The following is a 26,895-nucleotide window of genomic DNA, read 5'->3' on the forward strand; positions in this document are numbered from 1 at the left end:
CGTATCACTCAGCATGAACCCTGCGAATTCCGACACCGCGACGTGTTCTTTCCATTACAGGAGTTTCTCGATGAATCATTACCTCACTCCCGACCTGTGCGATGCCTACCCGGACCTGGTACAGGTGGTTGAACCGATGTTCAGCAATTTCGGTGGCCGCGACTCCTTCGGCGGCGAAATCGTGACCATCAAATGCTTCGAAGATAACTCGCTGGTCAAGGAACAGGTCGAGCTCAAGGGCCATGGCAAGGTACTGGTGGTCGACGGTGGCGGCTCCCTGCGTCGCGCGCTGCTGGGCGACATGCTGGCCGAGAAGGCCGCCAAGAACGGTTGGGAAGGGCTGGTGATCTACGGCTGCATCCGTGACGTCGATGTCATCGCGCAAACCGACCTGGGCGTGCAGGCGCTGGCCAGCCACCCGATGAAAACCGACAAGCGCGGCATTGGCGATCTCAACGTGGTGGTGACTTTTGCCGGGGTGACGTTCCGTCCGGGCGAATATGTCTATGCCGACAACAATGGCGTGATCGTTTCGCCAAGCCCGCTGAAAATGCCTGAATAAGCAGTCGACCAAGCAAGGGATGAGGATGTTCGAGGAAGACAACGCGCAATGGGGGCTGGTACATGCCCTGGTGCTGGACGGTAAAGGTGGTGCGCGTGCGATTGCCCGAACTGAACTGGACGACCTGCAACTGCAAGCCCATGAGAGCCTCTGGCTGCATTGGGATCGCAGTCATCCGCAAACCCAGACCTGGCTGCGTAAATCCAGTGGTCTGAGCGAGTTCAGCTGTGACCTCCTACTCGAAGAAAACACCCGGCCGCGCCTGTTGGCGCTGCCGGATTCCGAGTTCCTGCTGTTTTTACGCGGCATCAACCTCAACCCCGGCGCGGAGCCGGAAGACATGGTTTCGGTACGCATCTTCGGTTCGGCCCAGCGAGTGATCTCTCTGCGCCTGCGACCATTGCGCGCGACCGATGAGCTGCTGGTGCAACTGGGCGAGGGCAAGGGACCGAAAACCGCCTCCGAACTCATCCTTTATATGGCTGAGTACCTGACCCATAAGGTGCAGGACCTGGTCAGCGACCTGTCGGAAGTGGTCGATGCCGAGGAAGAAAAACTGGATGCCGACGAACGGTATACCCCCGAGCACAGCAACATTCTGCAGATTCGTCGACGGGCTGCCGGACTCAAGCGTTTCCTCGCTCCGCAGCGGGATATTTTTGGTCAGCTCAGCCGCATCAGGCTGCCTTGGTTCGCCGATGACGATGGCGATTACTGGAACGAATTGAACAACAGCCTGACCCGCTACCTGGAAGAGCTTGAGTTGACCCGAGAGCGCGTGGGGCTTGTGCTGGAGGCCGAAGACCGACGCCTGAGCGTACGCATGAACCGCATCATGTTTCGCTTCGGGATCATCACCGGGATCTTTCTGCCGATGAGTTTTCTGGCCGGCTTGCTGGGGATCAACGTGGGAGGCATTCCGCTTTCCAGCAGCCCCTACGGGTTTCTGGTGGCCTGCCTGTTGATGGTGCTGGTGGCGCTGGGACAATGGTGGTTATTCCGACGTTTGCGCTGGGTCTGATCATGAACTATGTGACCCGAGGAATTTTGATCGCGTCTTTCACAGACATATCGAGAGGTGCGTATGCACGATCCGTTTGAACAGTCGTTACGTGACATGCTCAAGGCCACACCGTCCACCCGGGACGACGATGCGTGCCTGGGCCGCGTGCTGAAAACCGCCAACCGGCAGGTGGGGGCGGGGGATCTGTTCAGCCTGCTCGGCCGCTGGTTGCCGGCGCTGATGATTGCTCTGAATAACGGATCGGCCCATATCTCGCCGGTTTCCCGTCGTAAACCTACTGCTCGCACTGCTGATAAGGCTGATTGAATATGGAACTTGATCTCTGGACTCAGAGCCTCGTCACTGCGATGACTGCGTTGTGGACCAAGGTAGCGAACTTCATTCCCAACCTGTTTGGCGCGCTGGTCGTGCTGCTGCTGGGTTTCGTGGTCGCCAAGCTGCTTGATACCCTGCTTTCGAAATTGCTCGCCAAGCTGGGCCTGGACCGCTTGATGGGCGGTACCGGTTTGACCAAACTGCTGTCCCGTGCGGGCCTGCAGGTGCCGATTTCTACCTTGATCGGTAAAATCGTGTATTGGTTCGTATTACTGATTTTTCTGGTTTCTGCTGCAGAATCCCTTGGCCTGGAGCGGGTTTCGGCTACGCTCGACATGCTGGCGCTGTATGTACCGAAGGTTTTCGGGGCCGCGCTGGTGCTGTTGGTGGGGGTATTGCTGGCGCAACTGGCCAATGGGCTGGTGCGTGGAGCGGCCGAAGGGGTCGGTCTGGATTACGCCAGTGGCCTGGGGCGAATCGCCCAGGGGCTGGTGATCATCATCAGTATTTCCGTTGCGATCAGTCAGTTGGAGGTCAAAACCGACCTGCTCAACCATGTGATCGTGATCGTTTTGATTACCGTTGGTCTGGCTGTTGCCTTGGCCATGGGGTTGGGAAGCCGGGATATTGCCGGTCAGATTCTTGCGGGAATCTATGTGCGTGAGCTGTATCAGGTTGGGCAACAAGTGCGAATTGGCGAGGTCGAAGGGCAGATCGAGGAGATCGGCACGGTTAAGACTACACTGCTGACCGATGAGGGCGAGCTGGTCTCTCTCTCCAATCGGATCCTGCTGGAACAGCATGTAAGTAGCCGCTAACCCGGCAAACCCTGCTAATGTATGCCGCCGCAAAATGCCCTTGTCTGGGCTGCGGTGGACATTGACCTGACTGTCGGCCCGACTCGTTTTGAATAAAGCCCAATCGCTATCCACGCGCTATGACCCCCGTGAGCTCTCTGACGAGGAGTTGGTTGCGCGCTCGCACACGGAGCTGTTTCACGTAACGCGTGCGTATGAAGAGTTGATGCGACGCTATCAGCGAACCCTCTTCAACGTTTGTGCACGTTATTTAGGGAACGATCGTGATGCTGATGATGTCTGTCAGGAGGTGATGTTGAAGGTGCTGTATGGCCTGAAGAACTTCGAGGGGAAATCGAAGTTCAAGACATGGCTCTATAGCATCACGTACAACGAATGCATCACGCAGTATCGGAAAGAACGGCGCAAGCGTCGCTTGATGGATGCGTTAAGTCTTGATCCCCTCGAGGAAGCGTCTGAAGATAAGGCGCCGAAACCTGAGGAAAAGGGCGGACTTGACCGCTGGTTGGTGCATGTGAACCCGATTGATCGGGAAATTCTGGTGCTACGATTTGTCGCAGAGCTGGAGTTCCAGGAGATCGCAGACATCATGCACATGGGTTTGAGTGCTACGAAAATGCGGTACAAGCGTGCGCTTGATAAATTGCGTGAGAAATTTGCAGGCATTGCTGAAACTTAGTTCGGCGCAAATATCTCTTACGTCTAGGTAAGTTCTGATAGACTTACCGCCGAGTTGTCCCCCGGTATGTGGGACTGCTTTACAATCACCAGATGGGGATTTAACGGATGAAACTGAAAAACACCTTGGGCATTGCCATTGGTTCTATTGTTGCCGTGACTTCGTTCGGCGTTCTGGCGCAAGGCCAAGGCGCGGTCGAGGGTGAACTGTTTTACAAAAAACAGTACAACGACAGCGTTAAGCACATCGAAGACGGCTTCAACCCAGGCGCTCGCATCGGCTACTTCCTGACCGATGACCTGTCGTTGGACCTGAACTACGACAAAACCAACCACACCCGTTCGAACGACGGCACTGGCAACCAGAAGATCAAAGGTGACACCGGCAGCCTGCTGGCTACCTACCACTTCGGTCAAGCTGGCGTGGACTCCCTGCGTCCATACGTTTCGGGTGGTTTCGGTCACCAGAGCCGTACCAACGTCCTGGCTGACGGCCACAGCGGTCGCGACCAGTCGACCCTGGCTATCATCGGTACCGGCGTTAAGTACTACTTCACCGACAACCTGTTCGCTCGTGCCGGCGTTGAAGCCGACTACGCAATGGACAACGGCAAGTGGGACTACTCCGCTCTGGTTGGTCTGGGTGTGAACTTCGGCGGCAACGCTGGCAAGGTTGCTCCAGCTCCTGCTCCAGTTCCAGAGCCAACTCCAGAACCAGAAGCTCCGGTTGCTGAAGTTGTTCGTGTTGAGCTGGACGTGAAGTTCGACTTCGACAAGTCGGTCGTTAAGCCTAACAGCTACGCTGACATCAAGAACCTCGCTGACTTCATGAAGCAGTACCCACAAACCACCACCGTTGTTGAAGGTCACACTGACTCCGTCGGTCCTGACGCTTACAACCAGAAACTGTCTGAGCGTCGTGCAAACGCCGTTAAGCAAGTTCTGACCAGCCAGTACGGTGTTGAGTCGAGCCGCGTTCAATCCGTTGGTTACGGTGAGTCCCGCCCAGTTGCTGACAACGCAACTGAAGCTGGCCGCGCTGTAAACCGTCGCGTAGAAGCGCAGGTTGAAGCACAAGCTCAACAAGCTCAGTAATCTGTAGCTTGCAGCTTTGAAAAACCCGGCCTAGGCCGGGTTTTTCTTTGCCTGCGATTTGATGAAAAGGCCTGGAGTCAGGCCGAGAGTGCTGCCGCCAGGGCCGCCTCGGAAAGGGCTGGCAGTTGTGCGCCGCAAGCGGCCACCTCTCCGACGACCAGGATGGCCGGGCTTTTCAGTTGGAAGGCGTGGGCATCGTCCTGCATGGCCTGCAGATCGCTCCGGCACAGGCGCTGCTCGGGCAGGGACGCGTTTTCAATCATGGCCACCGGGGTATGCGGCGCCAGGCCGCCAGCGATCAGCTGTTCGCGTATCTCGCCCAGTTTGGCCACTCCCATATAGATCACCAGCGTCGTACCGCTTTGCGCCAGAGCCTGCCAATTCAGGCTGCTGTCGTCCTGGGTATGGGCCGTCAGCAGGGTGACGCCACGGGCGACACCGCGCAGGGTCAGCGGGATCCCGCACTGGGTAGCCCCCGCCAGGCCGGCGGTGATGCCGTTCACCAGCTCCACCTCGACACCACGTTCCTGCAGCCACTGCGCTTCTTCACCGCCACGGCCGAAGATGCACGGATCGCCGCCCTTGAGGCGTACCACGCACTTGCCATGACGGGCGTAGCGCAGCATCAGCCGGTGAATGAACGCCTGGGGCGTCGAACGACAGCCACCGCGTTTACCTACGGCAATGACCCGTGCCCGGGGGCAGTGCTCCAGCACCGCCGGATTCACCAGGTCGTCGATCAGCACCACATCGGCGTCGCCCAGGGCTCGCACGGCCTTGAGGGTCAGCAGTTCAGGATCGCCAGGGCCCGCACCCACCAGCCAGACTTTTGCGCTCATATTCGTTTCCTCACAGGGGGATTGCGACGGGCTGTGCCGAGCTGGCCAGCAGACGTTTGATTTCGGGGACGCAGGAGCCGCATTGAGTGCCGCAGCCCAGTTCCTGTTTCAGGCCATTGAGGTCCAGGCCGCGGGAGATCCCGGCGCAGACCGCGTTCTGGCTGACGTTCTTGCAGTTGCACAAGGTCTTGCCACTCACGGCGATCAACCCGGCCGCCCCTGGCGGTGCGCTCATTGGCGCCAGCAGCCAGCGGCGCAGTTGCTCATCGGCCTTGCCCTCCAGCCACAGGTTCTGCAGCCAGTGCTGGGCCAGGGTTTCACCGGCCAGGCGAATGGCGGTGATCCGTCCCTGTTCGATGCGTACCCGCTTGCCGATGGAGCGCCGTGGATCGTCATAGGCCAGCACCGGGCCTTCGTTGAGCCCCAGCAACTGGTCGATGTCCTTGAGCAGCTGTGGTGCCGGCGCCTCGGCGTTGGCCACCCGCAGCAGCAGGGCCGGGCGTTCGCGACCGGCCAGGCTCAGGCTGACGTAGGCGAAGTTTTCGCAGAGCGGACGCAGAGCTTCGAAGTGCCGCTGCACGTCGCCTTCGATCAGGGCGAACAGCTGCCACGGCAGCTGCACCGGCTCCAGGCGTACACCGCTGTGCTTGAGTTCCGGCTGCTTGGACAGTGGGTCGAATGCTGGTTGGGTCACGGCATTGACGCCACCCTTGAGAAACCGATCGCCCCAATGCATCGGCAGAAAAGCCTGGCCCGGACGCACGCTGTCGTCGTCCGCCACGGCGACTATCACGCTGCCGCGACGGCTTTTCAGCGACACCAGGTCACCCGCTTGCAGGTTCTGCCGCCGCAGCTCGTCCGGGTGCAGGCTGAGGACGGCTTCGCTGACATGCCCAAACAGCTGGGCCGCGGTGCCGGTGCGGCTCATGCCGTGCCATTGATCTCGCAGGCGGCCGGTGATCAGGGTCAGGGGGAAACGTGCATCACGCTGTTCCTTGGCCGCGCGATACGGGTCGCTGACGAACTGTGCCCGCCCGCTGGCGGTGGGGAAGCGGCCGTCAACGTACAGCCGCGGTGTCCCTTGTTCGGCGCCGGCGGGGAAGGGCCATTGCTGCGGGCCCAGTTGGTCGATCAGCGCGTGACTGATGCCGGAAAGGTCCAGGTCGCGGCCGCGGGTCAGCAGTTTGTATTCATCGAACAGCTGGGCAGGCGTATCCAGGGCGAACAGGCTGGGTTGTTGCGGGCGCAGGCGCTGTTCCAGGCGCCGGGCAAAGTCCAGGGTGATGGCCCAGTCCGGACGTGCTTCGCCTGGAGCGGCCACGGCGCGACGCACATGGGAGATGCGCCGTTCCGAGTTGGTCACGCTGCCTTCCTTCTCGCCCCAGCTGGCGGCGGGCAGCAGCAGGTCGGCAAAGGCCGCGGTCTCGGTGGTGCGGAAGGCTTCCTGCAGGACCACGAACGGGCAATTCAGCAAGGCTTCCCGCACCGCGTTCTGGTCAGGCAACGACTGTGCCGGGTTGGTGCAGGCGATCCACAGTGCCTTGATCTTGCCGCCGCGCAGCTGTTCGAACAGCTCGATCGCGGTCAGGCCGGGGTTGGCCGGCAATTGCTCGACGCCCCAATAGGCCGCGACCTCAGCCCGATGCTCCGGGTTGGCGGCGTCCCGGTGCCCCGGCAGCAGGTTCGACAGGCTGCCGGTTTCCCGGCCACCCATGGCATTCGGCTGGCCGGTGAGGGAGAAAGGGCCAGCCCCGGGGCGACCGATCTGCCCGGTGGCCAGGTGCAGGTTGATCAGCGCGCTGTTTTTCGCGCTGCCAGCACTGGACTGGTTCAGCCCCATGCACCACAGCGACAGGAAGCTCGGCGCGGTGCCGACCCATTCGGCGCACTGGCGCAACTGCTCGACGCTGATGCCGCACAGCTGCGCGACCATGTGCGGGCTGTAGTCGTGGACCAGGTTCTTCAGCTCGGCCAGGCCTTCGGTGTGCGCCTGGATGAAGTCGCGATCGATCCAATCCTGCCACAGCAGCAGATGCAGGATGCCGTGGAACAGCGCGACATCGGTGCCGGGCAGGATCGCCAGGTGCAGGTCGGCCAGGTCGCAAGTGTCGGTGCGCCGTGGGTCGATGACGATCACCTTCATCTGCGGGCGCAGGCGTTTGGCCTGTTCCAGGCGGCGGAACAGCACCGGATGGGCGTAGGCCATGTTGCTGCCGACGATCATCACGCAGTCGCTCAGTTCGAGGTCTTCGTAGTTGCAGGGTGGGGCGTCGGCGCCCAGGCTGCGTTTATAGCCGACCACCGCCGAAGACATGCACAGCCGCGAATTGCTGTCGATGTTGTTGGTGCCCACCAGGGCCCGGGCCAGCTTATTGAAGGTGTAGTAGTCCTCGGTGAGCAATTGCCCGGAGATATAGAAGGCCACGCTGTCCGGGCCGTGTTCGGCGATGGTTTCGGCAAATAGGTTGGCCGCATGCTCCAGCGCGGTGTCCCAGTCGGTGCGGCTGCGGGCCAGGGCCTTGCCCAGGCGCAATTCCGGGTACAGGGCGCGGGCCGCGAGGTCGCCGGTCAGGTGCAGGGTGGAACCCTTGCTGCACAGTTTGCCGTGATTGGCCGGGTGGCTCGGGTCGCCACTGACGCCGAGGATGCGTTCGCCGTCGTGCTCGATCAGCACGCCACAGCCAACGCCGCAGTAACAGCAGGTCGAGGCGGTCGTTTGGTGGTTCATCAGCCGGCATCCCGCAGGGCCAGCAGCACGCGGCCGTTTTCCACCCGCGCCAGATGGTGGTGGGCGCAGCCGATATCCGGTGCCTGCGCCTCGCCGGACTCCAGGTCGATCTGCCAGTTGTGCAGCGGGCAGGCGACCTTCTTGCCGTAGATCAGCCCCTGGGACAGCGGCCCGCCCTTGTGCGGGCAGCGGTCGTCGAGGGCGAAGACCTCGTCGTCGCTGGTGCGAAAGATCGCGATGTCGCCCTTGGGGCCGTTGACGATGCGCGAGCCCAGGGCGTTGATTTCGTCCAGGGCGCAGATATCCAGCCAGTTCATGGCTGCACCTCCAGCTGCTTGACGCGGATCGGCTCGAACTCTTTTTTCAGCTGCGGCTGTTCCAGGCGCTCCTTCCAAGGGTCCTGTTCGAAGGACAGGGCGAATTGCAGGCGCTCGTTGAGGGCCTTGCGCCGCTGTGGGTCTTCGATGATGGCTTGCTTGATATGCGCCATGCCGACCCGTTGCAAGTAGTGCACGGTGCGCTCCAGGTAGAAGGCTTCCTCGCGGTACAGCTGCAGGAAAGCACCGTTGTATTCGCGCACCTCGTCGGCGGTTTTCAGTTTGACGAAGAACTCCGCGACCTCGGTCTTGATCCCGCCATTGCCACCGATGTACATCTCCCAGCCCGAGTCGACGCCGATGATGCCGACGTCCTTGATCCCGGCCTCGGCGCAGTTGCGCGGGCAGCCGGAGACCGCCAGCTTGACCTTGTGCGGCGACCACATGTTGAACAGGTCGTGTTCCAGTTCGATGCCCAGCTGGGTGGAGTTCTGCGTGCCGAAGCGGCAGAACTCGCTGCCGACGCAGGTTTTCACGGTGCGGATGGACTTGCCGTAGGCATGGCCGGAGGGCATGTCCAGGTCCTTCCAGACCCCGGGCAGGTCCTGCTTCTTGATACCCAGAAGGTCGATGCGCTGGCCGCCGGTGACCTTGACCATCGGTACCTGGTACTTGTCCGCCACGTCGGCGATGCGCCGCAGTTCGGAAGGCGTGGTGACGCCGCCCCACATCCGCGGCACCACCGAATAGGTGCCGTCTTTCTGGATATTGGCGTGGGCCCGTTCGTTGATCAGGCGCGATTGCGGATCGTCCTTGGCCTCGCCCGGCCAGGTGGAGATCAGGTAGTAGTTCAGCGCCGGGCGGCAGGTGGCGCAGCCGTTGGGCGTGCGCCAGTTCAGGTAGCTCATGGCGCCAGCTATGGTCAGCAGGTGCTGTTCGCGGATCGCTTGGCGGATCTGCCCGTGGTTGAGGTCGCTGCAGCCGCAGATGGCCTTCTCGCTTTTCGGCTTGACGTCGGCCGCGCCGCCCACGGTGTTGATCAGGATCTGTTCCACCAGGCCGGCACAGGAACCGCAGGAGCTGGCGGCCTTGGTGTGCTTCTTGACCTCGTCGACGCTGAACAGGCCATGCTCCTGGATCGCCTTGACAATGGTGCCTTTGCACACGCCGTTGCAGCCGCAGACTTCGGCGCTGTCGGCCATGCTCATAGCCTTGTCCTGGCCCTGGTGGCCGACGTCGCCCAAGGCGTTCTCGCCGAACATCAGGTGGTCGCGGATCTCGCCGATGGCGTGGTTCTCGCGGATCTGCCGGAAGTACCAGCCGCCGTCGGCGGTGTCGCCGTACAGGCAGGCGCCGACCAGGACGTCATCCTTGATCACCAGCTTCTTGTACACGCCGCCGATGGGGTCGGAGAGGGTGATGGTCTCGGTGCCTTCGCCGCCCATGAAGTCGCCGGCGGAGAACAGGTCGATACCGGTGACTTTCAACTTGGTCGAGGTCACCGAGCCCTGGTAGCGGGCGAAGCCCAGTTGCGCCAGGTGGTTGGCGCAGACCTTGGCCTGCTCGAACAGCGGCGCCACCAGGCCGTAGGCGATACCACGGTGGCTGGCGCATTCGCCAATGGCGTAGATGCGCGGGTCGTAGGTCTGCAGGGTGTCGTTGACCAGGATCCCGCGGCTGCAAGGCAGGCCGGCTTTTTCCGCCAGCTCGGTATTGGGCCGGATGCCCGCGGCCATTACCACCAGGTCGGCGGGGATGATGTCGCCGTTCTTGAACTGCACCGAGCCGACCCGGCCATTGCCCGCGTCGTGCAGGGCCTGGGTCTGTTCGCTCAGGCGGAATTTCAGGCCACGGCTTTCCAGGGCGGTTTGCAGCAGCTGGCCGCTGGTCTTGTCCAGCTGGCGCTCCAGCAGCCATTCGCCGATGTGCACCACGGTCACGTCCATGCCACGCAGCATCAGGCCGTTGGCGGCTTCCAGGCCGAGCAGGCCGCCGCCGATGACCGCCGCGTGCTTGTGGGTCTTGGCGGTGTCAATCATCGCCTGGGTGTCGGCGATATCTCGGTAGCCGATCACGCCCTGCAGGTCGTTGCCGGGAATCGGCAGGATGAACGGGGTCGAGCCGGTGGCGATCAGCAGGCGGTCGTACTCGGCTTCGCTGCCGTCTTCGGCGATCACCCGGCGCTTGACCCGGTCGATCTGCACCACCTTACGGTTGAGCAGCAGCTTGATGTTGTTGTCCAGGTACCAGCTCAGGTCGTTGAGTACGATCTCTTCGAAAGTCTGTTCGCCGGCCAGTACGGGGGAGAGCAGGATGCGGTTGTAGTTGGTGTGGGGTTCCGCGCCAAAGACTGTGATGTCGTACAGCTCATTGCTCAGCTTGAGCAGCTCTTCCAGGGTGCGAACCCCGGCCATGCCGTTGCCGATCATCACCAGTTTGAGTTTCTTCATTTCGCTCTCCGCGTAGACAGGCCGTCGGGCATGCCGGGCCTGGCTCGATAAAGGTTGCGCAAACAAAAAAGGCGTCCCGCCAGTTGCCTGGCAGGACGCCTTTGTCCGGTCCCGTTCTCTCGGGAAAACCCATCCTTCGTCGTTGAAGGCCGGGTCGTATGTGCTGTTGGGAGAGTTAATGCAGTGGTTGTGCCAAGTTCCGCCAATGGCGGTTTTAGCGGGGCTGAAAGCCTGTCTCAGGCCTGGGAGGAGGATTTTCTGCACCGATTCAAAGCGTCTTGCCCGTTTCTGGAGCAACCTGTAGCCGCTGCCGAGCCCCGGCGAGGCTGCGATCGGGGCGCAGCCCCGTAAACCTGCCAGCTCGGTGTGCCTGACCTGCACGGTCGTTTGGATTGGCGCCCGCTATGCGGTCGAGCGCAGCCTCGCTGGGGCTCGACAGCGGCTACAGGGTTACGGGTGCTATCAGTGATGCAGGAACAGGTACAGCAACAGCAGGTTGAGCAACAGCGAGACCAGCGCCAGGGTGCGCCAGACCTTCAAGGGCTCGCGTTCCAGCAGCGGCCTGGGGCGCACGCTGAGGCTGCGGCGTTCGCCCTGTTCCAGCACCAGCAACCACTCTTCGGCGGTTTCATAACGCTGGGCCGGATCGGCCTGTACCGCGCGCTCCAGGCTCTCTTCGAGCCAGTCCGGCAGGTCCGGGCGATAACGGCTGGCGCTGACCGGGGTGGTGAAGCGCGGGCGCTGGAAGGCTTCGATTTCGCCGTAGGGAAAATGCCCGGTCAGCAAGTGGTAGAGGGTCACGCCCACTGCGTACAGGTCCTGCCGCGGTGTCGGCGCCACGCCGCTGAAAGCCTCTGGGGCGATATAGCTCGGGGTGCCGGGCAGCAGGTGCGCCTGGTCCTCGGACAAGCCGGGGCAATAGGCCAGGCCGAAGTCCAGCAGGCGCAGCTCGCCGTCGTCCCCGAGCAGCAGGTTGTCCGGCTTGATGTCGCGGTGCAGGATCTGCCGGCGGTGCAGCAGACCCACGGCCCGCAGCAGACGCTCGGCCAGGTCCTGCCACTGCGCCAGCGGCAAGGGGCCATGTTGTCGCAGATAATCGGCCAGGGTCTGCCCCGGGTATTCGCGCATCACGTAATACAGATGCTGGCGGGCGGTCGCGGCATGCACTTCGGGAAAGTGCCGGCCGGCCACCCGACGCAGGAACCACTCCTCTGACAGCAGCGATTGCCCGGCCTGGTGATCGTCGTGCAGATGGCCGGGCAGGGTTTTCAGCAGCCAGGGTTGTTGTTGCGCATCGAGCACGCGGTACAGCAGGGATTGCTGGCTCTGCCCGACCACCTCGGCGACCTGCCAGCCTTCGAAGTGCTGGCCCGGCTTGAGAGCCGGCGGCAGTGGCCATTGCTGCAAGTGAATCAGGGCATCGCCGATGGAGCTTTCGCCCAGGGCCTCGACCCGCACCAGCAGGGCGCTGGCATTGTCCTGGCTGCCGGCCAGGTGCGCGGCGCTGACCAGGGTCTGCACCGCACTGTCGAGGTCGGGCTGGTCGCGCAGGATCGCGGCGATGGCGGTGTCGCCCAGGGTGGCCCAGACCCCGTCGCTGAGCATCAGGAAACTTTCGTTTTCCCGCAGCTCGCCATCGAGGAAGTCCACCACCAGATGCTGGTCCAGGCCCAAGGCACGCTTGAGCACGTGCTGCATGCCGGGCTGGTCCCAGACGTGATCGTCGCTGATCCGTTGCAACTGATCGGCGTGCCAGCGATAGACCCGGCAATCGCCGACATGGGCCAGGGTAAAACGTCGGCCGCGCAGCACCAGGGCGCTGACGGTAGTCAGCAGCGGCTGGCCGCCGCCGTTGGCCTGCAACCAGCGATTCTGTGCCAGCAGCAGGCGCTCCAGGGCTTGGGCCACGGCCCAGGTTTCCGGGGTGGCGTAGTAGTCCAGTGCCAGTGCCTGCAAGGTCGAGCGCGCGGCCAGGCCGCCGTCGGCGCATTGGCTGACGCCGTCGGCGATGGCAAACAGCAGGCCCTTGCTGGCGGCCAGGGTCGGCGCCGGAGTGACCAGGCGCAAGGCGTCCTGGTTTTCCGTGCGCGGCCCGATGGCGCTGGCCTGGGCGTGGCTCAGTCGCAGGCTCATGGGCTGCTCAGACCCGCGCCGCGGTGACGGCAGCGGAGCCCCAGGTGGTCCGCCAGCGGCGTTTCACTCCGTGCAGGCCGAACCAGGCCAGCACGCCCAGGCTGGCGAACAGCCACAGGGCCAGTTGATAGCTGCCGGTGCTTTGCTTGATCGCGCCCATGCCCGCGGCCAGGGCGAAACCGCCAATGCCGCCGGCCATGCCGATCAGCCCGGTCATCACCCCGATCTCGCGGCGGAAACGTTGGGGCACCAGTTGGAACACCGCGCCGTTACCGGCACCCAGGCCGAGCATGGTGCACACGAACAGGGCCAGGGCCGCGTAGGAGCTTGGCAGGTTGAAACCGACCGCGGCGATGCACACCGCCGCGACGCTGTACATCACCAGCAGGGTGCGAATGCCGCCGAAACGATCGGCCAGGGCGCCGCCCAGCGGCCGCATCAGGCTGCCACCGAACACGCAGGCGGCGGTGTAGTAGCCGGCGGTGACCGGGCTCAGGCCGTACTGGTCGTTGAAGTAGCCGGGCAGGGCGCTGGCCAGGCCGATGAAGCCGCCGAAGGTCACGCTGTAGAAGAACATGAACCACCAGCTGTCGCGGTCGCCCAGGGCCTTGAAGTAGTCGGCCATGGATTTGGCCTTGGGCCGTTCCGGGGCGTTCTTGGCCAGCCAGGCGAACAGCACCAGGGTCAGGACCAACGGGATCAGGGCGAAGCCGAACACGTTGCTCCAGCCGAAGGCGCCGGCCAGCAAGGGGGCGAACAGGGCCGCGAATACCGTGCCAGAGTTGCCGGCCCCGGCGATGCCCATCGCCTTGCCCTGGTGCTGTGGCGGATACCATTGCGAAGCCAGCGGCAGGGCCACGGCGAACGAGGCGCCGGCCATGCCCAGGAACAGCCCCAGCAGCAAGGCCTGTTCATAGCTGTGGATGCCCAGCTTCCAGGCGCAGAACAGCGCGCCGATGACAATCACCTGGCCGATCAGCCCGGCGGTCTTGGGCGACAGGCGATCGGCCAGCAGGCCCATGGCGAAGCGTAGCACCGCGCCGGCCAGGATCGGCGTGGCCACCATCAGCCCGCGCTGCTGGGTGGTCAGTTGCAGGTCGGCGGCGATCTGCACGGCCAGCGGGCCAAGCAGGTACCAGACCATGAAGCTCAGGTCGAAGTAGAGGAAGGCCGCGAACAATGTCGGGGTGTGGCCGGATTTCCAGAAGCTTGAATTCATCGCGCACCTCAGCTGTTAAGAATCTCGAAAGGAGTCATGAGCTTTTGCGTGGGGCGCCATTACGGCCGCTCCACCGGCCCCGGGCTGTGGGGCCAAAACGAAAAAACGCCGCAACCCGTTTCGCTAGGGCGAGAAGGGTGTGCGACGTCTTTGTCGTAGGTGGGGCAACCGCCGTTGGTTACCTGTGTCGATTACATAGCCAGATTTGTGCCAAGAGTTGCAGTCCCGGTGTTCCTGATCGCGGGCAAGCCTCGCTCCTACAGAAGAAGATTGTGAGTTTCCGTAGGAGCGAGGCTTGCCCGCGATGGGGCCCGCACCGGCACCGCGAGCTTTCAGCCCAGCAACTCGCTCATGGCGATGATCTGTTCCGCCACCTGGATCAGCTTCTGCTGCCGGCTCATGGCCTGGCGGCGCATCAGGGTGTAGGCCTGTTCTTCGTTGCAGTCTTTCATCTTCATCAACAGGCCCTTGGCCAGCTCGATGCGCTTGCGCTCGGCCAACTGCTGGTCGCGGGCCTGCAGTTGCGCGCGCAGGGCCTGGTCGCTCTCGAAGCGGGCCATGGCCACATCGAGAATGGGTTGCAGGCGCTGGGCCTGGATGCCTTCGACTATGTAGGCACTGACCCCGGACTTGATGGCGTGGCGCATCACGTCGGGGTCGTGCTCGTCGGTGAACATCACGATTGGCCGTGGCTGGTCGCGGCTGACCAATACCACTTGCTCCATCACATCGCGGCTCGGTGACTCGGTATCGATCAGGATCACGTCCGGACGCACCGTTTCGACGCGCGTCGGCAGGTCGATGGTCAGGCCCGACTCGTCGATCACCTCGAAACCGGCTTCCATCAGGGCCGCCTTGAGCCGACCGACCTTCTTGGCGGTGTCGTTGATCAGCAGGATACGCAACATGGTCTCGGGCTCCTGTCAGCGGCTGGCGAGAAGAGGGGAGCTGTCGCTCATGGCGTGCAGCGGGAAGCTGCGGGCATAGGCGGCCGGGTCCGAACCGTCCCACCGCTTGCCGTCGATCAACTGGCTGCTGCGCATGTCCTGGCCCCAGGACGCGACACCGACGGCGGTGGCGGCTTCACGATAGAGCTCGAGTTGCTGCACCTGGCGCGCGATGCCCAGGTAGTCCGGGTCTTCGCGCAGCAAGCCCCAGCGGCGGAACTGGGTCATGAACCACATGCCGTCGGACAGATACGGCAGGTTGACCGCGCCTTCATTATGAAAGCGTAGCGCGTGCGGGTCCTGCCAGCGGTTGCCGAGGCCGTCGGCATACTCGCCGAGCAGACGCGGCTCGATGCAGTCCAGCGGTGCATCGAGGTAGTCGCTGGCGCTCAGCAGTTGCGCGGTGCTCTGGCGGTTCTCGCGGCTCTGCTCGATGAAGCGGCTGGCCTCGAGGATCGCCATGACCAAGGCCCGCGCGGTGTTCGGGTACTGCTCGACGAAGGCGCGGGTGCAGCCGAGGACTTTTTCCGGGTGGTCGGGCCAGATCGCCTGGCTGGTGGCCAGGGTGAAGCCCAGGTCCTGGTTCACCGCGCTGGCGCTCCAGGGCTCGCCCACGCAAAAGCCGTCGATGCGCCCGGCCTGCAGGTGCGCGACCATTTGCGGCGGCGGCACCACCACGCTGTCGACATCCTGCAACGGGTGGATGCCCTGGGCGGCCAGCCAGTAATACAGCCACATGGCGTGGGTGCCGGTGGGGAAGGTCTGGGCGAAGGTCAGCCTTGCCCGGCTTTGGTGCACATGCCGATGAAGCGCTTCAGGACTGGTCACGTTCAGGGCCTGCAGTTCCCGCGAGAGGTTGATGCTCTGGCCGTTCTGGTTCAGGCCCATCAGCACCGCCATGTCGCTGGCGTTGACCCCGCCGATGCCCAGGTGCACGGCGTAGATCAGACCGTACAGGCTGTGGGCGGCATCCAGCTCGCCACTCACCAGCTTGTCCCGCAGGTTGGCCCAGGACGCCTGGCGCTTGAGGTTCAGGGTCAGGCCGTAAGGCTGGGCGAAGCCCTGGGTGGCGGCGACCACCACCGAGGCGCAGTCGCTCAAGGCCATGAAGCCGAGGTTGATCGCGGTCTTTTCCGGGGCATCGCTGCCGTTGACCCAGGCCAGCGGGCTGACGGGGTGTTCATTCATGGGGTGGCGTCCTCCATAAAAAAGCGGCCATAAAAAGCTTCCATAAAAAAACGTCGCACCCGCACGCCAGGCAGAGCCGGCGGGGTAACGACGCCTTTGTCTTTCGACCCACGCCGCCATTGGCCTGGGTGCTGATGCCGGTTGTGGTGCAAGGCATATGCCATTCACCGCTGATTTCGCCGCGTGCCTCGCCTGCGAGCCCCATGCCCGGCTATAATCGCCGCCTCATTTCGCCGCCACCGAGTCAAGCCCGCCCATGTATACCCTGGCCCGCCAGCTGTTGTTCAAACTCTCCCCGGAAACCTCCCATGATCTGTCCCTGGACCTGATCGGTGCGGGCGGGCGTTTGGGCCTCAATGGCTTGCTGTGCAAGGCGCCGGCGCAGATGCCGGTGAAGGTCATGGGCCTGGACTTCCCGAACCCGGTCGGCCTCGCGGCTGGCCTGGACAAGAACGGTGCGGCCATCGACGGTTTTGCCCAATTGGGTTTCGGTTTCGTCGAAATCGGCACCATCACCCCGCGTCCACAGCCGGGCAACCCCAAGCCACGGATCTTCCGCCTGCCGGAAGCCGAAGCCATCATCAACCGCATGGGCTTCAACAACCTGGGCGTCGATCAGTTGCTGGCCCGGGTGGCGGCCGCCAAGTACAAGGGCGTGCTGGGGATCAACATCGGCAAGAACTTCGACACCCCAGTCGAGCGCGCGGTGGATGACTACCTGATCTGCCTGGACAAGGTGTATGCCCATGCCAGCTACGTGACGGTCAACGTCAGTTCGCCCAACACCCCGGGCCTGCGCAGCCTGCAGTTCGGCGAGTCGCTCAAGCAGCTGCTCGGCGCCCTCAGCCAGCGTCAGCAGGAGCTGGCGGTGCAGCATGGCAAGCGGGTACCGCTGGCGATCAAGATCGCCCCGGACATGACCGACGAAGAAACCGCCGAAGTGGCGCGGGCCCTGATCGAGACCGGGATGGATGCGGTCATCGCCACCAACACCACCCTGAGCCGTGTCGGTGTCGAAGGCATGGAGCATGGTGACGAGGCGGGCGGCCTGTCCGGCGCGCCGGTGCGCGACAAGAGCACCCACGCCGTGAAGGTGCTGGCGGGCGAGCTGGCCGGGCGTTTGCCGATCATCGCGGTGGGCGGTATCACCGAAGGCAAGCATGCGGCGGAAAAGATCGCCGCCGGCGCCAGCCTGGTGCAGTTGTATTCGGGCTTCATCTACAAGGGCCCGGCGCTGATTCGCGAATCGGTGGACGCGATCGCGGCGTTGCGCTGAGTTTTTGCGCGGCCAATAAAAAGGGCTCCTGAAAGGAGCCCCTGGGCCGCAGCCCGCCGTCCGGATGGGACGTGCGTGGTTAAGTCGTTACGTATTCAGATTTTGGTGTCGGAATGTGTGCCCTGTTTTAGCCGACGGCGTGAAGTTCGTTGAGTCTGTGGATTCCCGCAGTGCCGGTCATACCGTCCCAGTTGTCGCCGCGTCCTTCGCGCCAGCCATTGATCCAGGCTTGGCGTACCGACGGTAGAGTAAATGGGCAAAGCTCACGGGACTTGCCATGAACGCCATACTGATATCCGCGCAAAAATGCTCTTTCCAACGGATCACGCTTAAGTCTTCTCATAGGGTGTTTCCCTCACTTGTTGACTGTCTTATGTCCCGTCGACCTCGTTTGAGGCCGGGCAGAATGCTTCTGCCGTTGGTGCTCGCTGCCGGCGTCGCGAGCGTGGCGTTGGCGTCATTGCGGCGCCAACCTGAGTTGATTTCTAACCAATGCGTCACAACGTGGGAATGATCGTTTTGTCATAAGGACGTAACGATAATGATGTTGAGGCCATAAGAACGGCCTGTTTTTCATCGGGTCAATCAGGCAAACCTCGCTCTGATCAGCCTCTTACTGGATGATGGGCTTAATGCTTTAGTGAGAATTCCATCCCGTTGCACTCAGGTATTATTCGATGAAAGGTCGAGTTATGACCTTTTGTTTCACTGACTTTATTATCTGCCCCGGCATCTAAGCTCTTTTGACCCCAGTGGTCACCGCTAGCGGCGAGCTGAACAGCAGGGGCGGGACGGCACAGATTCGTGCCACGCGAGCGCTCTTCAAGAAAAGCGCTTGATTGAAAACCGGGCGGACGATGCGTTGTCCGTTCACTTATTGCTAAAGGCCCTGAACTCCCATGTCGGATCGCTACGAACTCTTCCTCACCTGTCCCAAAGGCCTTGAAGGCCTGCTCATCGAGGAAGCCGCCGGGCTTGGCCTTGAAGACGCGCGCGAACATACCTCGGCCGTGCGCGGCATGGCCGACATGGAGACCGCCTACCGTCTGTGCCTCTGGTCGCGTCTGGCCAACCGGGTACTGCTGGTGCTCAAGCGCTTCCCGATGAAGGACGCCGAAGACCTCTATCACGGCGTGCACGACGTCGACTGGCAGGACCACATGCTGGCGGACGGCACCCTGGCGGTGGAGTTCAGCGGCCATGGCTCGGGCATTGACAACACCCACTTCGGCGCCTTGAAGGTCAAGGATGCCATCGTCGACCGGCTGCGCACGCCGACCGGCGAGCGTCCGTCCATCGACAAGCTCAACCCGGACCTGCGCATTCACCTGCGCCTGGACCGCGGCGAAGCCATCCTTTCCCTCGACCTGTCCGGCCACAGCCTGCACCAGCGCGGCTATCGCCTGCAGCAGGGCGCGGCGCCGCTGAAGGAAAACCTCGCGGCGGCGATCCTGATCCGTTCCGGCTGGCCACGCATCGCGGCCAATGGCGGCGCCCTGGCCGACCCGATGTGCGGCGTGGGCACCTTCCTGGTCGAGGCGGCGATGATCGCCGCCGACATCGCCCCCAACCTCAAGCGCGAGCAATGGGGCTTCACCGCCTGGCTCGGTCACGTCCCGGCCCTGTGGCGCAAGCTGCACGAAGAAGCCCAGGCACGGGCCCAGGCCGGCCTGGCCAAGCCGCCGCTGTGGATTCGCGGTTATGAAGCCGACCCGCGGCTGATCCAGCCAGGGCGCAACAACGTCGAGCGCGCCGGCCTCAGTGAGTGGATCAAGATCTACCAGGGCGAAGTGGCGACCTTCGAGCCGCGCCCCGACCAGAACCAGAAAGGCCTGGTGATCAGCAACCCGCCCTACGGCGAGCGCCTGGGTGACGAAGCCAGCCTGCTGTATCTCTACCAGAACCTGGGCGAGCGCCTGCGTCAGGCCTGTCTGGGTTGGGAGGCGGCGGTGTTCACCGGCGCGCCGGACCTGGGCAAGCGCATGGGCATCCGCAGCCACAAGCAGTATTCGTTCTGGAACGGCGCCTTGCCGTGCAAGCTGCTGCTGATCAAGGTGCAGCCGGATCAGTTCGTCACCGGCGAGCGTCGTACTCCTGAACAACGGCAGATCGAGCGCGAACAGGCCGAGGCCGACAAAGCGCCGCTGGTTCCGCAGGAGCGCCAGTACAACAAGAACGGCAACCCGATCAAACCGGTGCCAGCTCCAGCCCCCGTGGTCGAGCAGGCGCGCCTGAGCGAAGGCGGGCAGATGTTCGCCAACCGCCTGCAGAAGAACCTCAAGTTGCTGGGCAAGTGGGCCAAGCGCGAAGGCATCGAGTGCTATCGCGTCTACGATGCCGACATGCCGGAATACTCCCTGGCCATCGACCTGTACCACGACTGGGTGCACGTGCAGGAATACGCCGCGCCGAAATCCATCGACCCGGAAAAAGCCCAGGCCCGTCTGTTCGATGCCCTGGCGGCCATTCCGCAGGCGTTGAACGTCGACAAGAACCGGGTGGTGATCAAGCGTCGCGAGCGCCAGAGCGGCACCAAGCAGTACGAACGCCAGAGCGCCCAGGGCAAGTTCACCGAGGTCAGCGAAGGCGGCGTGAAGCTGCTGGTCAACCTCACCGACTATCTTGACACCGGGCTGTTCCTCGACCACCGGCCGATGCGCCTGCGGATTCAGAAAGAAGCCGCCGGCAAGCGTTTCCTCAACCTGTTCTGCTACACCGCCACCGCCAGTGTGCACGCGGCCAAGGGCGGGGCGCGCAGCACCACCAGCGTCGACCTGTCGAAAACCTATCTGGACTGGGCGCGGCGCAACCTGTCGCTCAACGGTTTCTCCGACAAGAACCGTCTGGAGCAGGGCGATGTCATGGCCTGGCTGGAGACTTGCCGCGATGAGTTCGACCTGATCTTCATCGATCCGCCGACCTTCTCCAACTCCAAGCGCATGGAAGGGGTGTTCGACGTGCAGCGTGACCACGTGCAACTGCTCGACCTGGCCATGGCCCGGTTGGCCAGCGGTGGCGTGCTGTATTTCTCCAACAACTTCCGCAAGTTCCAGCTCGAGGAAAACCTGGCGGCACGTTACACCGTCGAGGAGATTACCGCCAAGACCATCGACCCGGATTTTGCCCGTAACGGCAAGATCCACCGGGCCTGGAAAATCACCGCCCGCTGAAGCTCGATTGGATCCACAGAGCCTTGATTTTCAAGGCTCTTTGCTCTAGCCAAATTAGTGGCTAATAGCTATAACTCAATGCAAGCCCATGTGACGCTCACGTTCGCTGGCGTTATGAGTTCTGCTTATGTCGTTGCACTCGGTACGCCCGAAAATCTTGGGCTTCATCAGCGAAGACGTGTCGGCCTGGCTGGTCGCGTTACTGGTATTGCTGTTTGGCTGTGTATTGACCGGGCTGCTGGCCTGGTCGACCCTCAATCTGTATCAGCAGCAGTTGCGCCAACGCTTCCAGTTGTTGGCCAGCGAACGTTATAGCCGCATCGAAGAGCGCTTCGAAGATCAGGAGCAGCGCCTGGATGGTCTCAAGCGCTTCTTCATCAATTCCGGCGAGGTCTCGCGCCAGGACTTCGACGGCTACACCAAACCTCTCTTGCATCGCACCCAGGCCTACGCCTGGGCGCCGCGCGTCAGTGGTACCGAGCGTGCATCGTTCGAGCGCATGGCGCAGGAACAGGGGGCGCCGAATTATTTCATTGCCGACCTGAATGCCGAGGGCAAGCTGCAGCGAGCTGTCGAGCGCGATGAGTACATCCCGGTGCTCTACAGCCAGACCCAAAGCCCGCTGGGCTCGCCCCTGGGGTTCGACCTGCTGGCCCAGCCGATGCGTCGCGACACCCTCGAGCGGGCGCGGTTGCGCGGCGGCGTGGCGGTTTCGCAGCCGGTGCGCTTGGTGGGGGTCGAGCCTTCCTATGCGCGCGGCATCATCCTCGCGAGCCCCGTCAGCCTGCGCGCCGATGTGGCCATGTCGACTCCCGAGCCTTACGGTTATGTGATCGCGGTGATCAGCATGCGCCAACTGGTGGTCGATGGCCTGCCCGAGCAGAGTCAGGACAACCTGTTCGTGCAGATCATCGACCTGTCGACCGCCGAGTCGTACGGCAAGCTCTATGAGTCGAGCAACGGCCCGGGGGACAGCCCGCTGGCGGTGAGCCGGGTGCTGAGCCTGGCCGACCATGATTACCGGGTGAACATCCGCCCCAGCGCGTTGTTTCTCCAGGCCAACCATTCTTCGGTGTCCAGCCAGGTGATCCTCGGCACTCTGCTGAGTCTGCTGCTCAGTGCCTTGCTGTATGTCCTGGTCAGCCAGCGGCAGCGGGCGCTGCGGCTGGTGGAACAGCGCACCGAAGAGCTGCGGGTCAGGGAGCAGGAGTTGCGCGGCACCCATGGGCAACTGCGCAGCGTGCTCAATGCGGCGACCCAGGTGGCGATCATCGCCACGGACCTGCGCGGCGTGATCAGCACCTTCAATGCCGGGGCCGAACGCATGCTCGGCTATAAGAGCGCCGAGGTAGTGGGCCATCTGACCCTGGAAAGCCTGCATCTGCCCGCGGAGCTGAATGTGCGTGCGCAGGCGCTCAGCCAGCGTTACGACCGGCAGATCCCGATGTGCCAGGCGATGCTGGTGGACGGTTCCGAAGAAAGTGGCGATGAAACCCGCGAGTGGACCCTGGTGCGCCAGGATGGCAGCCATCTGGTGGTGAACATGCTGGCCACCCCGGTACTGGACGATCACGGGCTATGGGTCGGGCACCTGGCCATCTGCATCGACATCACCGAGCGCAAGCGGGTCCATGAGGCGCTGGCGGCCCGCGATCGCCTGCTGAAAAAACTCAGTGCCCATGTGCCTGGCGGTATCTACCAGTTCCAGGTGGATGTCCAAGGCCATGCCAGTTTCCCTTACGTCAGTGACGGCATCCGCGATATTTACGAGATCGAGCCGCAACAGCTGCAGTTGGACGCCGAGCCGGTGTTCGAGCGTATTCACCCCGGCGATGTGGCCAGGGTGCGTACCTCGATCTGGACATCGGCAAAGAGACTCAGCCCCTGGCGCGAGGAATACCGGGTGCAGCTACCGCAACGCGGCCTGCGCTGGGTGCGCGGCGAGGCGACCCCGGAAAGGCTGGCAGGGGGCGGGGTGCTGTGGCATGGCTATCTGTCGGACATCTCCGACCTCAAGCGGGTCGAGGAAGAGTTGCGGGCCCTGTCGGTCACCGACTCGCTGACTGGTATCCACAACCGCCGCTATTTCCAGGAGCGCCTGCAGACCGAAATGGCGCGGGTCGAGCGCGGGGTGGGCAATCTGGCGGTGATCATGCTGGATATCGATCACTTCAAGCGGATCAACGACCAGCATGGGCATGCCATCGGCGACATGGTGCTGCGCGGTGTCTGTGAGCGCATCAGCCTTCGTCTGCGGCGCACGGATGTGTTTTGCCGGTTGGGCGGCGAAGAGTTCATGGTGCTGTGCCCGGATACCGATGGCCGGCAGGCCTATGTCCTGGCCGAGGAGCTGTGGCGTGGGCTGCGCAGTTCGCCGATCGATGGCGTGGGCGTTGTCACGGCCAGTTTCGGCATCGCCAGCTGGCGGGAGCACGAAGGGGCCGACGGGCTGTTGCTGCGGGCGGATTCCGGGGTCTATGCGGCCAAGCAGGCAGGGCGCGACCGGGTCGAGGCCGAGATGGTTTGAGGCGGGAGAGGGCAGAGGCGCGGGGTTGCCGCGCCATCTGCGAGTGACGGCTTACAGGGTCGAGGCGGTGTCTGCCAGTTTCGGCTGGCGATACAGATCCAGCAGCACCTGATCGAGCACCGAGGACGCGCCCCAGGGCTTCGGATCGTTGAGGATCGCCACCACGGCCCAGGTGTTGCCGTTGCTGTCGCGGCTGTAGCCGGCGATGGCGCGCACGGTGTTCAGGGTCCCGGTCTTCACGTGGGCTTCACCGGACATCGCGGTGCGCTTCAGGCGCTTGCGCATGGTGCCGTCCATGCCGGCGATCGGCATCGAGCTGATGAACTCCGCCGAGTACGGGCTTCTCCAGGCCGCTTGCAGCATGGAGGCCATTTCCCGGGCGCTGACCCGTTCGGCGCGGGACAGGCCCGAACCGTTCTCCATCACCAGATGCGGCGCGGTGATGCCTTTCTTGGCCAGCCACTGACGCACCACACGTTGCGCCGCCTTGGCATCGTCGCCATCGGCTTCGGTGCGGTATTGCGCGCCGAGGCTGAGGAACAACTGCTGGGCCATGGTGTTGTTACTGTATTTGTTGATGTCGCGGATGATTTCCGCCAGGTCCGGCGAGAAGGCCCGGGCCAGCACCTTGGCGCTGGCTGGAACGGCGGCCAGGCGGTCCTTGCCCTGGATGCTGCCGCCCAGTTCCTTCCAGATGGCGCGTACGGCGCCGGCGGTGTAGGTCGCGTGGTCGAGCAGCGACAGGTAGGTCTGGGAGCTGCAGCCGTCGCCCAACTGGCCGTTGACGGTCACGGTCACGCCGCCGTCCGCCTGCGGGACCGGGTTATAGCGAACGTTGCCGGTGCACTGTTTGCCGCCGATGGCCTTGACCTGATTGTCGATGCGAATGCTGGCAATCGGCGGTTCGACGGAAATCAGCACCTTGCCCGAGTCATTGCGCGCCACGAAGCGCAGGGCCTTGAGGTTGACCAGCAGCGAGTCGGGCTTGACCAGGAACGGCTTGTTCTCGTCATTGCCGTCGTCGTTGAACTGCGGCAGTTGCGGTTGCACGAAGAAGTTGCGGTCCAGCACCAGGTCGCCGGTCACTTGCTGCACGCCGTTGGCCCGCAGGTCGCGCATCAGCAACCAGAGTTTTTCCATGTTCAGCTTGGGGTCGCCGCCGCCCTTGAGGTACAGGTTGCCGTTGAGGATGCCGCCGCTCAGGGTGCCGTCGGTGTAGAACTCGGTTTTCCACTGGTGGGTCGGGCCGAGCATTTCCAGGGCGGCGTAGGTGGTGACCAGTTTCATGGTGGAGGCCGGGTTGACCGACACGTCGGCGTTGTAGACCGTGGCCGTACCCGGGCCGTTGAGCGGAATCATCACCAGCGACAGGGCGTTGTCTTGCAGTTTGCTGGCCTTGAGGGCCTGCTGAACCTTGGGCGAAAGGGTGGTGTTGACGGGGGCGGCGGAAACAGAAATGGCCAGGGGCAGAAGAAGACCGGCAAGAAAAAGTGGACGCAAAGATTTGATCATGTGAAGTAAAACCCTACAGCCGAGGGGAGAAAAGACGAGGGCATGACGATAAATTCCCTCAGTGGTCACGAAAGTGTCGGCATTATGCCCCAAGGTATAGCGGCTTGTGCCGTGCCGCGGCGAGCTAATCCGCTATTTTTTTCCCAATGGCAGGCTGAAGCCCTCATAGAGTCAGGCAATCGGTTGCTTAAACTGGTAAAGTGCCGCCCGATATTACTTATGAGGATTGTTCCATGGCCACTAACCGTTCCCGCCGTCTGCGCAAAAAACTGTGCGTAGATGAATTTCAGGAGCTGGGTTTTGAGCTGAACCTGGATTTCAAAGAAGATCTGGCCGAAGAGGCTATTGACGCTTTCCTCGACGCGTTCCTGAAAGAAGCGATGGAAGCCAACGGCCTCGGCTATGTTGGTGGCGATGACTTCGGCCTGGTTTGCCTGAGCAAACGCGGTTCGGTCAGCGAAGAGCAACGTGCCAAGGTCGAAGCCTGGCTCAAGGCCCGCACCGAGCTGACCAGCGTAGAAGTCAGCCCGCTGCTGGACGTCTGGTACCCGGAAAACTCGATCAATCCGGTAGCCTGATGTGCTGAGTCGGTGGCCCGTCCGGGCTGCCGACTCACGGCTGTCGCTGTACAGCCTTTATCTGTTTATTCCCCACAGAACCTTTATATGCCTCGGGCCTGTTTCCCGGGATTTCGCGTGGGCGGGTTGTAGCCGCTGCCGTAGGCTGCGATAAGCCCGAAGGGCTTCGGCGATCTTGAGACCTTGCGCGCCCTTCGGTCGCGATCGCGGCCTGCGGCAGCGGCTACAGGCTCATTCCTGGTTCCAGTTCAGGATCACCAGGGTCAGCACGCCGGCCACTATTCCCCAGAATGCCGAGCCGACGGAAAACAGGGTCAGGCCCGAGGCGGTCACCATAAAGGTGATCAGTGCCGCCTCGCGTTCCTTCACCTGGCTCATGGCGATGCTCAGGCCGTTGATGATCGAGCCGAACAGCGCCAGGGCGGCGATCGACAGCACCAGCTCCTTGGGCAGTGCCGCGAACAAGGCCGCCAGGGTGGCGCCGAAGATCCCGGCAATGCCGTAGAAAATCCCGCACCAGACTGCCGCGGTGTAGCGTTTGTTGCGGTCCTCGTGGGCATGAGGGCCAGTGCAGATCGCCGCGCTGATGGCCGCCAGGTTGATGCCGTGGGAGCCGAACGGCGCCAGCAGCAGGGAGGCGATACCGGTGGTGGTGACCAGTGGCGAGGCCGGGACGTTGTAGCCGTCGGCGCGCAGCACCGCGACCCCGGGCATGTTTTGCGAGGTCATGGCCACCACGAACAGCGGGATGCCGATGCTGATGGTCGCCGCCAGGGAGAAGTGCGGGGTGGTCCAGACCGGCGTGGCGACTTCCAGGTGAAATTCGCTGAAGTCCAGCAGGCCCATCACCCCGGCCAGCGCGGTGCCGATCAGCAGCGCGGCGAGCACCGCGTAGCGTGGCGACAGGCGCTTGACCAGCAAATAGCTGAAGAACATGCCCAGCACCAGGCCGGTGCGGTGCTGCGCCGCGACGAAGATCTCGCTGCCGATCTTGAACAGGATGCCCGCCAGCAGCGCCGCGGCGAGGGAGGCCGGAATGCGCTTGACCAGGCGTTCGAAGCTGCCGGTCAGGCCACAGATGGTCACCAGCACCGCGCAGGTGATATAGGCGCCGATGGCTTCGCCGTAGCTCACGCCGGACAGGCTGGTGATCAGCAGCGCGGCGCCGGGGGTCGACCAGGCGACGGTGATCGGGGTGCGGTAACGCAAGGACAGGCCGATGCTGCACACGGCCATGCCGATGGAGATGGCCCAGATCCAGGAGGAAATCTGCCCGCTGGTCAGCCCCGCGGCTTGTCCGGCCTGGAACATCAGCACCAGGGAGCTGGTGTAGCCGGTCATCATGGCGATGAAGCCGGCGACTACGGCCGAGGGCGAAGTATCGGCCAGGGGGCGTAACGGCGCGAGGGAGGCGTCGGACATGGAGCACTGTTCCTTGTTCTGATGAAGATATCTGCCACCCGAAAGCCCGGCGCAGGGGCGTTGGGTGACGAAAGCAGGGGCCAAGCCTAAACGTAAA

At 63.1% G+C, this 26,895-nt stretch carries 21 protein-coding genes; 10 read left to right on the forward strand and 11 right to left on the reverse strand.

All coding sequences use genetic code 11. The annotated features are described in order from the left end of the window. Nucleotides 1–70 precede the first annotated feature (70 nt). From rraA to C4K38_RS09475, 6 genes are all read left to right on the forward strand, one after another. Nucleotides 71–562, forward strand: a complete 492-nt coding sequence (gene rraA, locus C4K38_RS09450; protein WP_007927511.1) for a ribonuclease E activity regulator RraA — start codon at nucleotides 71–73, stop codon at nucleotides 560–562. A gap of 25 nt (nucleotides 563–587) precedes the next feature. After that, complete coding sequence (locus tag C4K38_RS09455) at nucleotides 588–1,583, forward strand: divalent cation transporter CmaX (protein WP_053278112.1); 996 nt, start codon at nucleotides 588–590, stop codon at nucleotides 1,581–1,583. 63 nt (nucleotides 1,584–1,646) lie between these two features. Then, entirely contained in the window at nucleotides 1,647–1,892 is a 246-nt protein-coding gene (locus C4K38_RS09460) for a hypothetical protein (RefSeq protein ID WP_007927518.1), read from the forward strand. Nucleotides 1,893–1,894: 2 nt separating this feature from the next. Further along, nucleotides 1,895–2,719: a mechanosensitive ion channel family protein gene (locus C4K38_RS09465; protein ID WP_025804281.1), complete on the forward strand. Its 825-nt coding sequence runs from the start codon at nucleotides 1,895–1,897 to the stop codon at nucleotides 2,717–2,719. 88 nt (nucleotides 2,720–2,807) lie between these two features. Continuing rightward, nucleotides 2,808–3,398 carry an RNA polymerase sigma factor SigX gene (gene sigX, locus C4K38_RS09470; RefSeq protein ID WP_009042922.1) on the forward strand — a complete coding sequence of 197 codons (591 nt, stop codon included), beginning with the start codon at nucleotides 2,808–2,810 and terminating at the stop codon, nucleotides 3,396–3,398. A 107-nt stretch (nucleotides 3,399–3,505) separates the two neighbouring features. After that, complete coding sequence (locus C4K38_RS09475; protein ID WP_007927525.1) at nucleotides 3,506–4,492, forward strand: OmpA family protein; 987 nt, start codon at nucleotides 3,506–3,508, stop codon at nucleotides 4,490–4,492. A gap of 77 nt (nucleotides 4,493–4,569) precedes the next feature. On the opposite strand, the gene cobA is transcribed toward C4K38_RS09475, so the two are convergent. The 8 genes from cobA to C4K38_RS09515 all read right to left on the reverse strand — a co-directional run bounded on the left by cobA (nucleotide 4,570) and on the right by C4K38_RS09515 (nucleotide 16,313). Next, nucleotides 4,570–5,331 (reverse strand): uroporphyrinogen-III C-methyltransferase, encoded by a 762-nt coding sequence (cobA, locus tag C4K38_RS09480; protein WP_053278113.1) that lies wholly within the window; start codon nucleotides 5,329–5,331, stop codon nucleotides 4,570–4,572. Nucleotides 5,332–5,341: 10 nt separating this feature from the next. Further along, nucleotides 5,342–8,059, reverse strand: coding sequence for a nitrate reductase (locus tag C4K38_RS09485; RefSeq protein WP_053278114.1), 2,718 nt, complete (start codon nucleotides 8,057–8,059; stop codon nucleotides 5,342–5,344). Continuing rightward, entirely contained in the window at nucleotides 8,059–8,376 is a 318-nt protein-coding gene (nirD, locus tag C4K38_RS09490) for a nitrite reductase small subunit NirD (RefSeq protein WP_009047906.1), read from the reverse strand. The genes C4K38_RS09485 and nirD overlap by 1 nt, the downstream gene beginning before the upstream one ends. Further along, on the reverse strand, nucleotides 8,373–10,826 hold the full coding sequence (gene nirB, locus C4K38_RS09495; RefSeq protein WP_053278115.1) for a nitrite reductase large subunit NirB: 2,454 nt from the start codon (nucleotides 10,824–10,826) through the stop codon (nucleotides 8,373–8,375). The genes nirD and nirB overlap by 4 nt, the downstream gene beginning before the upstream one ends. Nucleotides 10,827–11,288: 462 nt before the next feature. Further along, on the reverse strand, nucleotides 11,289–12,959 hold the full coding sequence (locus C4K38_RS09500) for a bifunctional protein-serine/threonine kinase/phosphatase (RefSeq protein WP_053278116.1): 1,671 nt from the start codon (nucleotides 12,957–12,959) through the stop codon (nucleotides 11,289–11,291). 7 nt (nucleotides 12,960–12,966) lie between these two features. Further along, nucleotides 12,967–14,178, reverse strand: a complete 1,212-nt coding sequence (locus C4K38_RS09505) for a nitrate/nitrite transporter (protein ID WP_009047909.1) — start codon at nucleotides 14,176–14,178, stop codon at nucleotides 12,967–12,969. Between the two features lie 332 nt (nucleotides 14,179–14,510). Next, nucleotides 14,511–15,086, reverse strand: a complete 576-nt coding sequence (locus tag C4K38_RS09510) for an ANTAR domain-containing response regulator (RefSeq protein WP_007932173.1) — start codon at nucleotides 15,084–15,086, stop codon at nucleotides 14,511–14,513. A 15-nt stretch (nucleotides 15,087–15,101) separates the two neighbouring features. Then, on the reverse strand, nucleotides 15,102–16,313 hold the full coding sequence (locus C4K38_RS09515) for a CmpA/NrtA family ABC transporter substrate-binding protein (RefSeq protein WP_053278117.1): 1,212 nt from the start codon (nucleotides 16,311–16,313) through the stop codon (nucleotides 15,102–15,104). Between the two features lie 256 nt (nucleotides 16,314–16,569). On the opposite strand from C4K38_RS09515, the gene C4K38_RS09520 reads away from it, so the two are divergent. After that, nucleotides 16,570–17,589, forward strand: a complete 1,020-nt coding sequence (locus C4K38_RS09520; protein WP_053278118.1) for a quinone-dependent dihydroorotate dehydrogenase — start codon at nucleotides 16,570–16,572, stop codon at nucleotides 17,587–17,589. A 127-nt stretch (nucleotides 17,590–17,716) separates the two neighbouring features. On the opposite strand, the gene rmf is transcribed toward C4K38_RS09520, so the two are convergent. Next, nucleotides 17,717–17,932 (reverse strand): ribosome modulation factor, encoded by a 216-nt coding sequence (gene rmf / locus C4K38_RS09525; protein ID WP_002553055.1) that lies wholly within the window; start codon nucleotides 17,930–17,932, stop codon nucleotides 17,717–17,719. Nucleotides 17,933–18,488: 556 nt separating this feature from the next. Between rmf and rlmKL the strand changes: the two genes are divergently transcribed. Further along, nucleotides 18,489–20,759, forward strand: coding sequence for a bifunctional 23S rRNA (guanine(2069)-N(7))-methyltransferase RlmK/23S rRNA (guanine(2445)-N(2))-methyltransferase RlmL (gene rlmKL, locus C4K38_RS09535; protein WP_053278119.1), 2,271 nt, complete (start codon nucleotides 18,489–18,491; stop codon nucleotides 20,757–20,759). A gap of 127 nt (nucleotides 20,760–20,886) precedes the next feature. Then, a complete protein-coding gene (locus C4K38_RS09540; RefSeq protein ID WP_053278120.1) occupies nucleotides 20,887–23,286 on the forward strand; it encodes a sensor domain-containing diguanylate cyclase in 2,400 nt (799 codons plus the stop codon). Nucleotides 23,287–23,337: 51 nt separating this feature from the next. Here the strand turns inward: C4K38_RS09540 and dacB are convergent, their stop codons facing one another. Next, nucleotides 23,338–24,798 (reverse strand): D-alanyl-D-alanine carboxypeptidase/D-alanyl-D-alanine endopeptidase, encoded by a 1,461-nt coding sequence (gene dacB / locus C4K38_RS09545; RefSeq protein WP_053278121.1) that lies wholly within the window; start codon nucleotides 24,796–24,798, stop codon nucleotides 23,338–23,340. A gap of 233 nt (nucleotides 24,799–25,031) precedes the next feature. On the opposite strand from dacB, the gene C4K38_RS09550 reads away from it, so the two are divergent. Next, on the forward strand, nucleotides 25,032–25,376 hold the full coding sequence (locus tag C4K38_RS09550; RefSeq protein ID WP_007932191.1) for a YggL family protein: 345 nt from the start codon (nucleotides 25,032–25,034) through the stop codon (nucleotides 25,374–25,376). Between the two features lie 231 nt (nucleotides 25,377–25,607). On the opposite strand, the gene C4K38_RS09555 is transcribed toward C4K38_RS09550, so the two are convergent. Next, the gene (locus C4K38_RS09555; protein ID WP_053278122.1) at nucleotides 25,608–26,798 is read right to left on the reverse strand and encodes a benzoate/H(+) symporter BenE family transporter; all 1,191 of its coding nucleotides are present in this window, start codon (nucleotides 26,796–26,798) and stop codon (nucleotides 25,608–25,610) included. Nucleotides 26,799–26,895 lie beyond the last annotated feature (97 nt).

The organism is Pseudomonas chlororaphis subsp. piscium, from assembly GCF_003850345.1.
Lineage (GTDB): Bacteria > Pseudomonadota > Gammaproteobacteria > Pseudomonadales > Pseudomonadaceae > Aquipseudomonas > Aquipseudomonas piscium.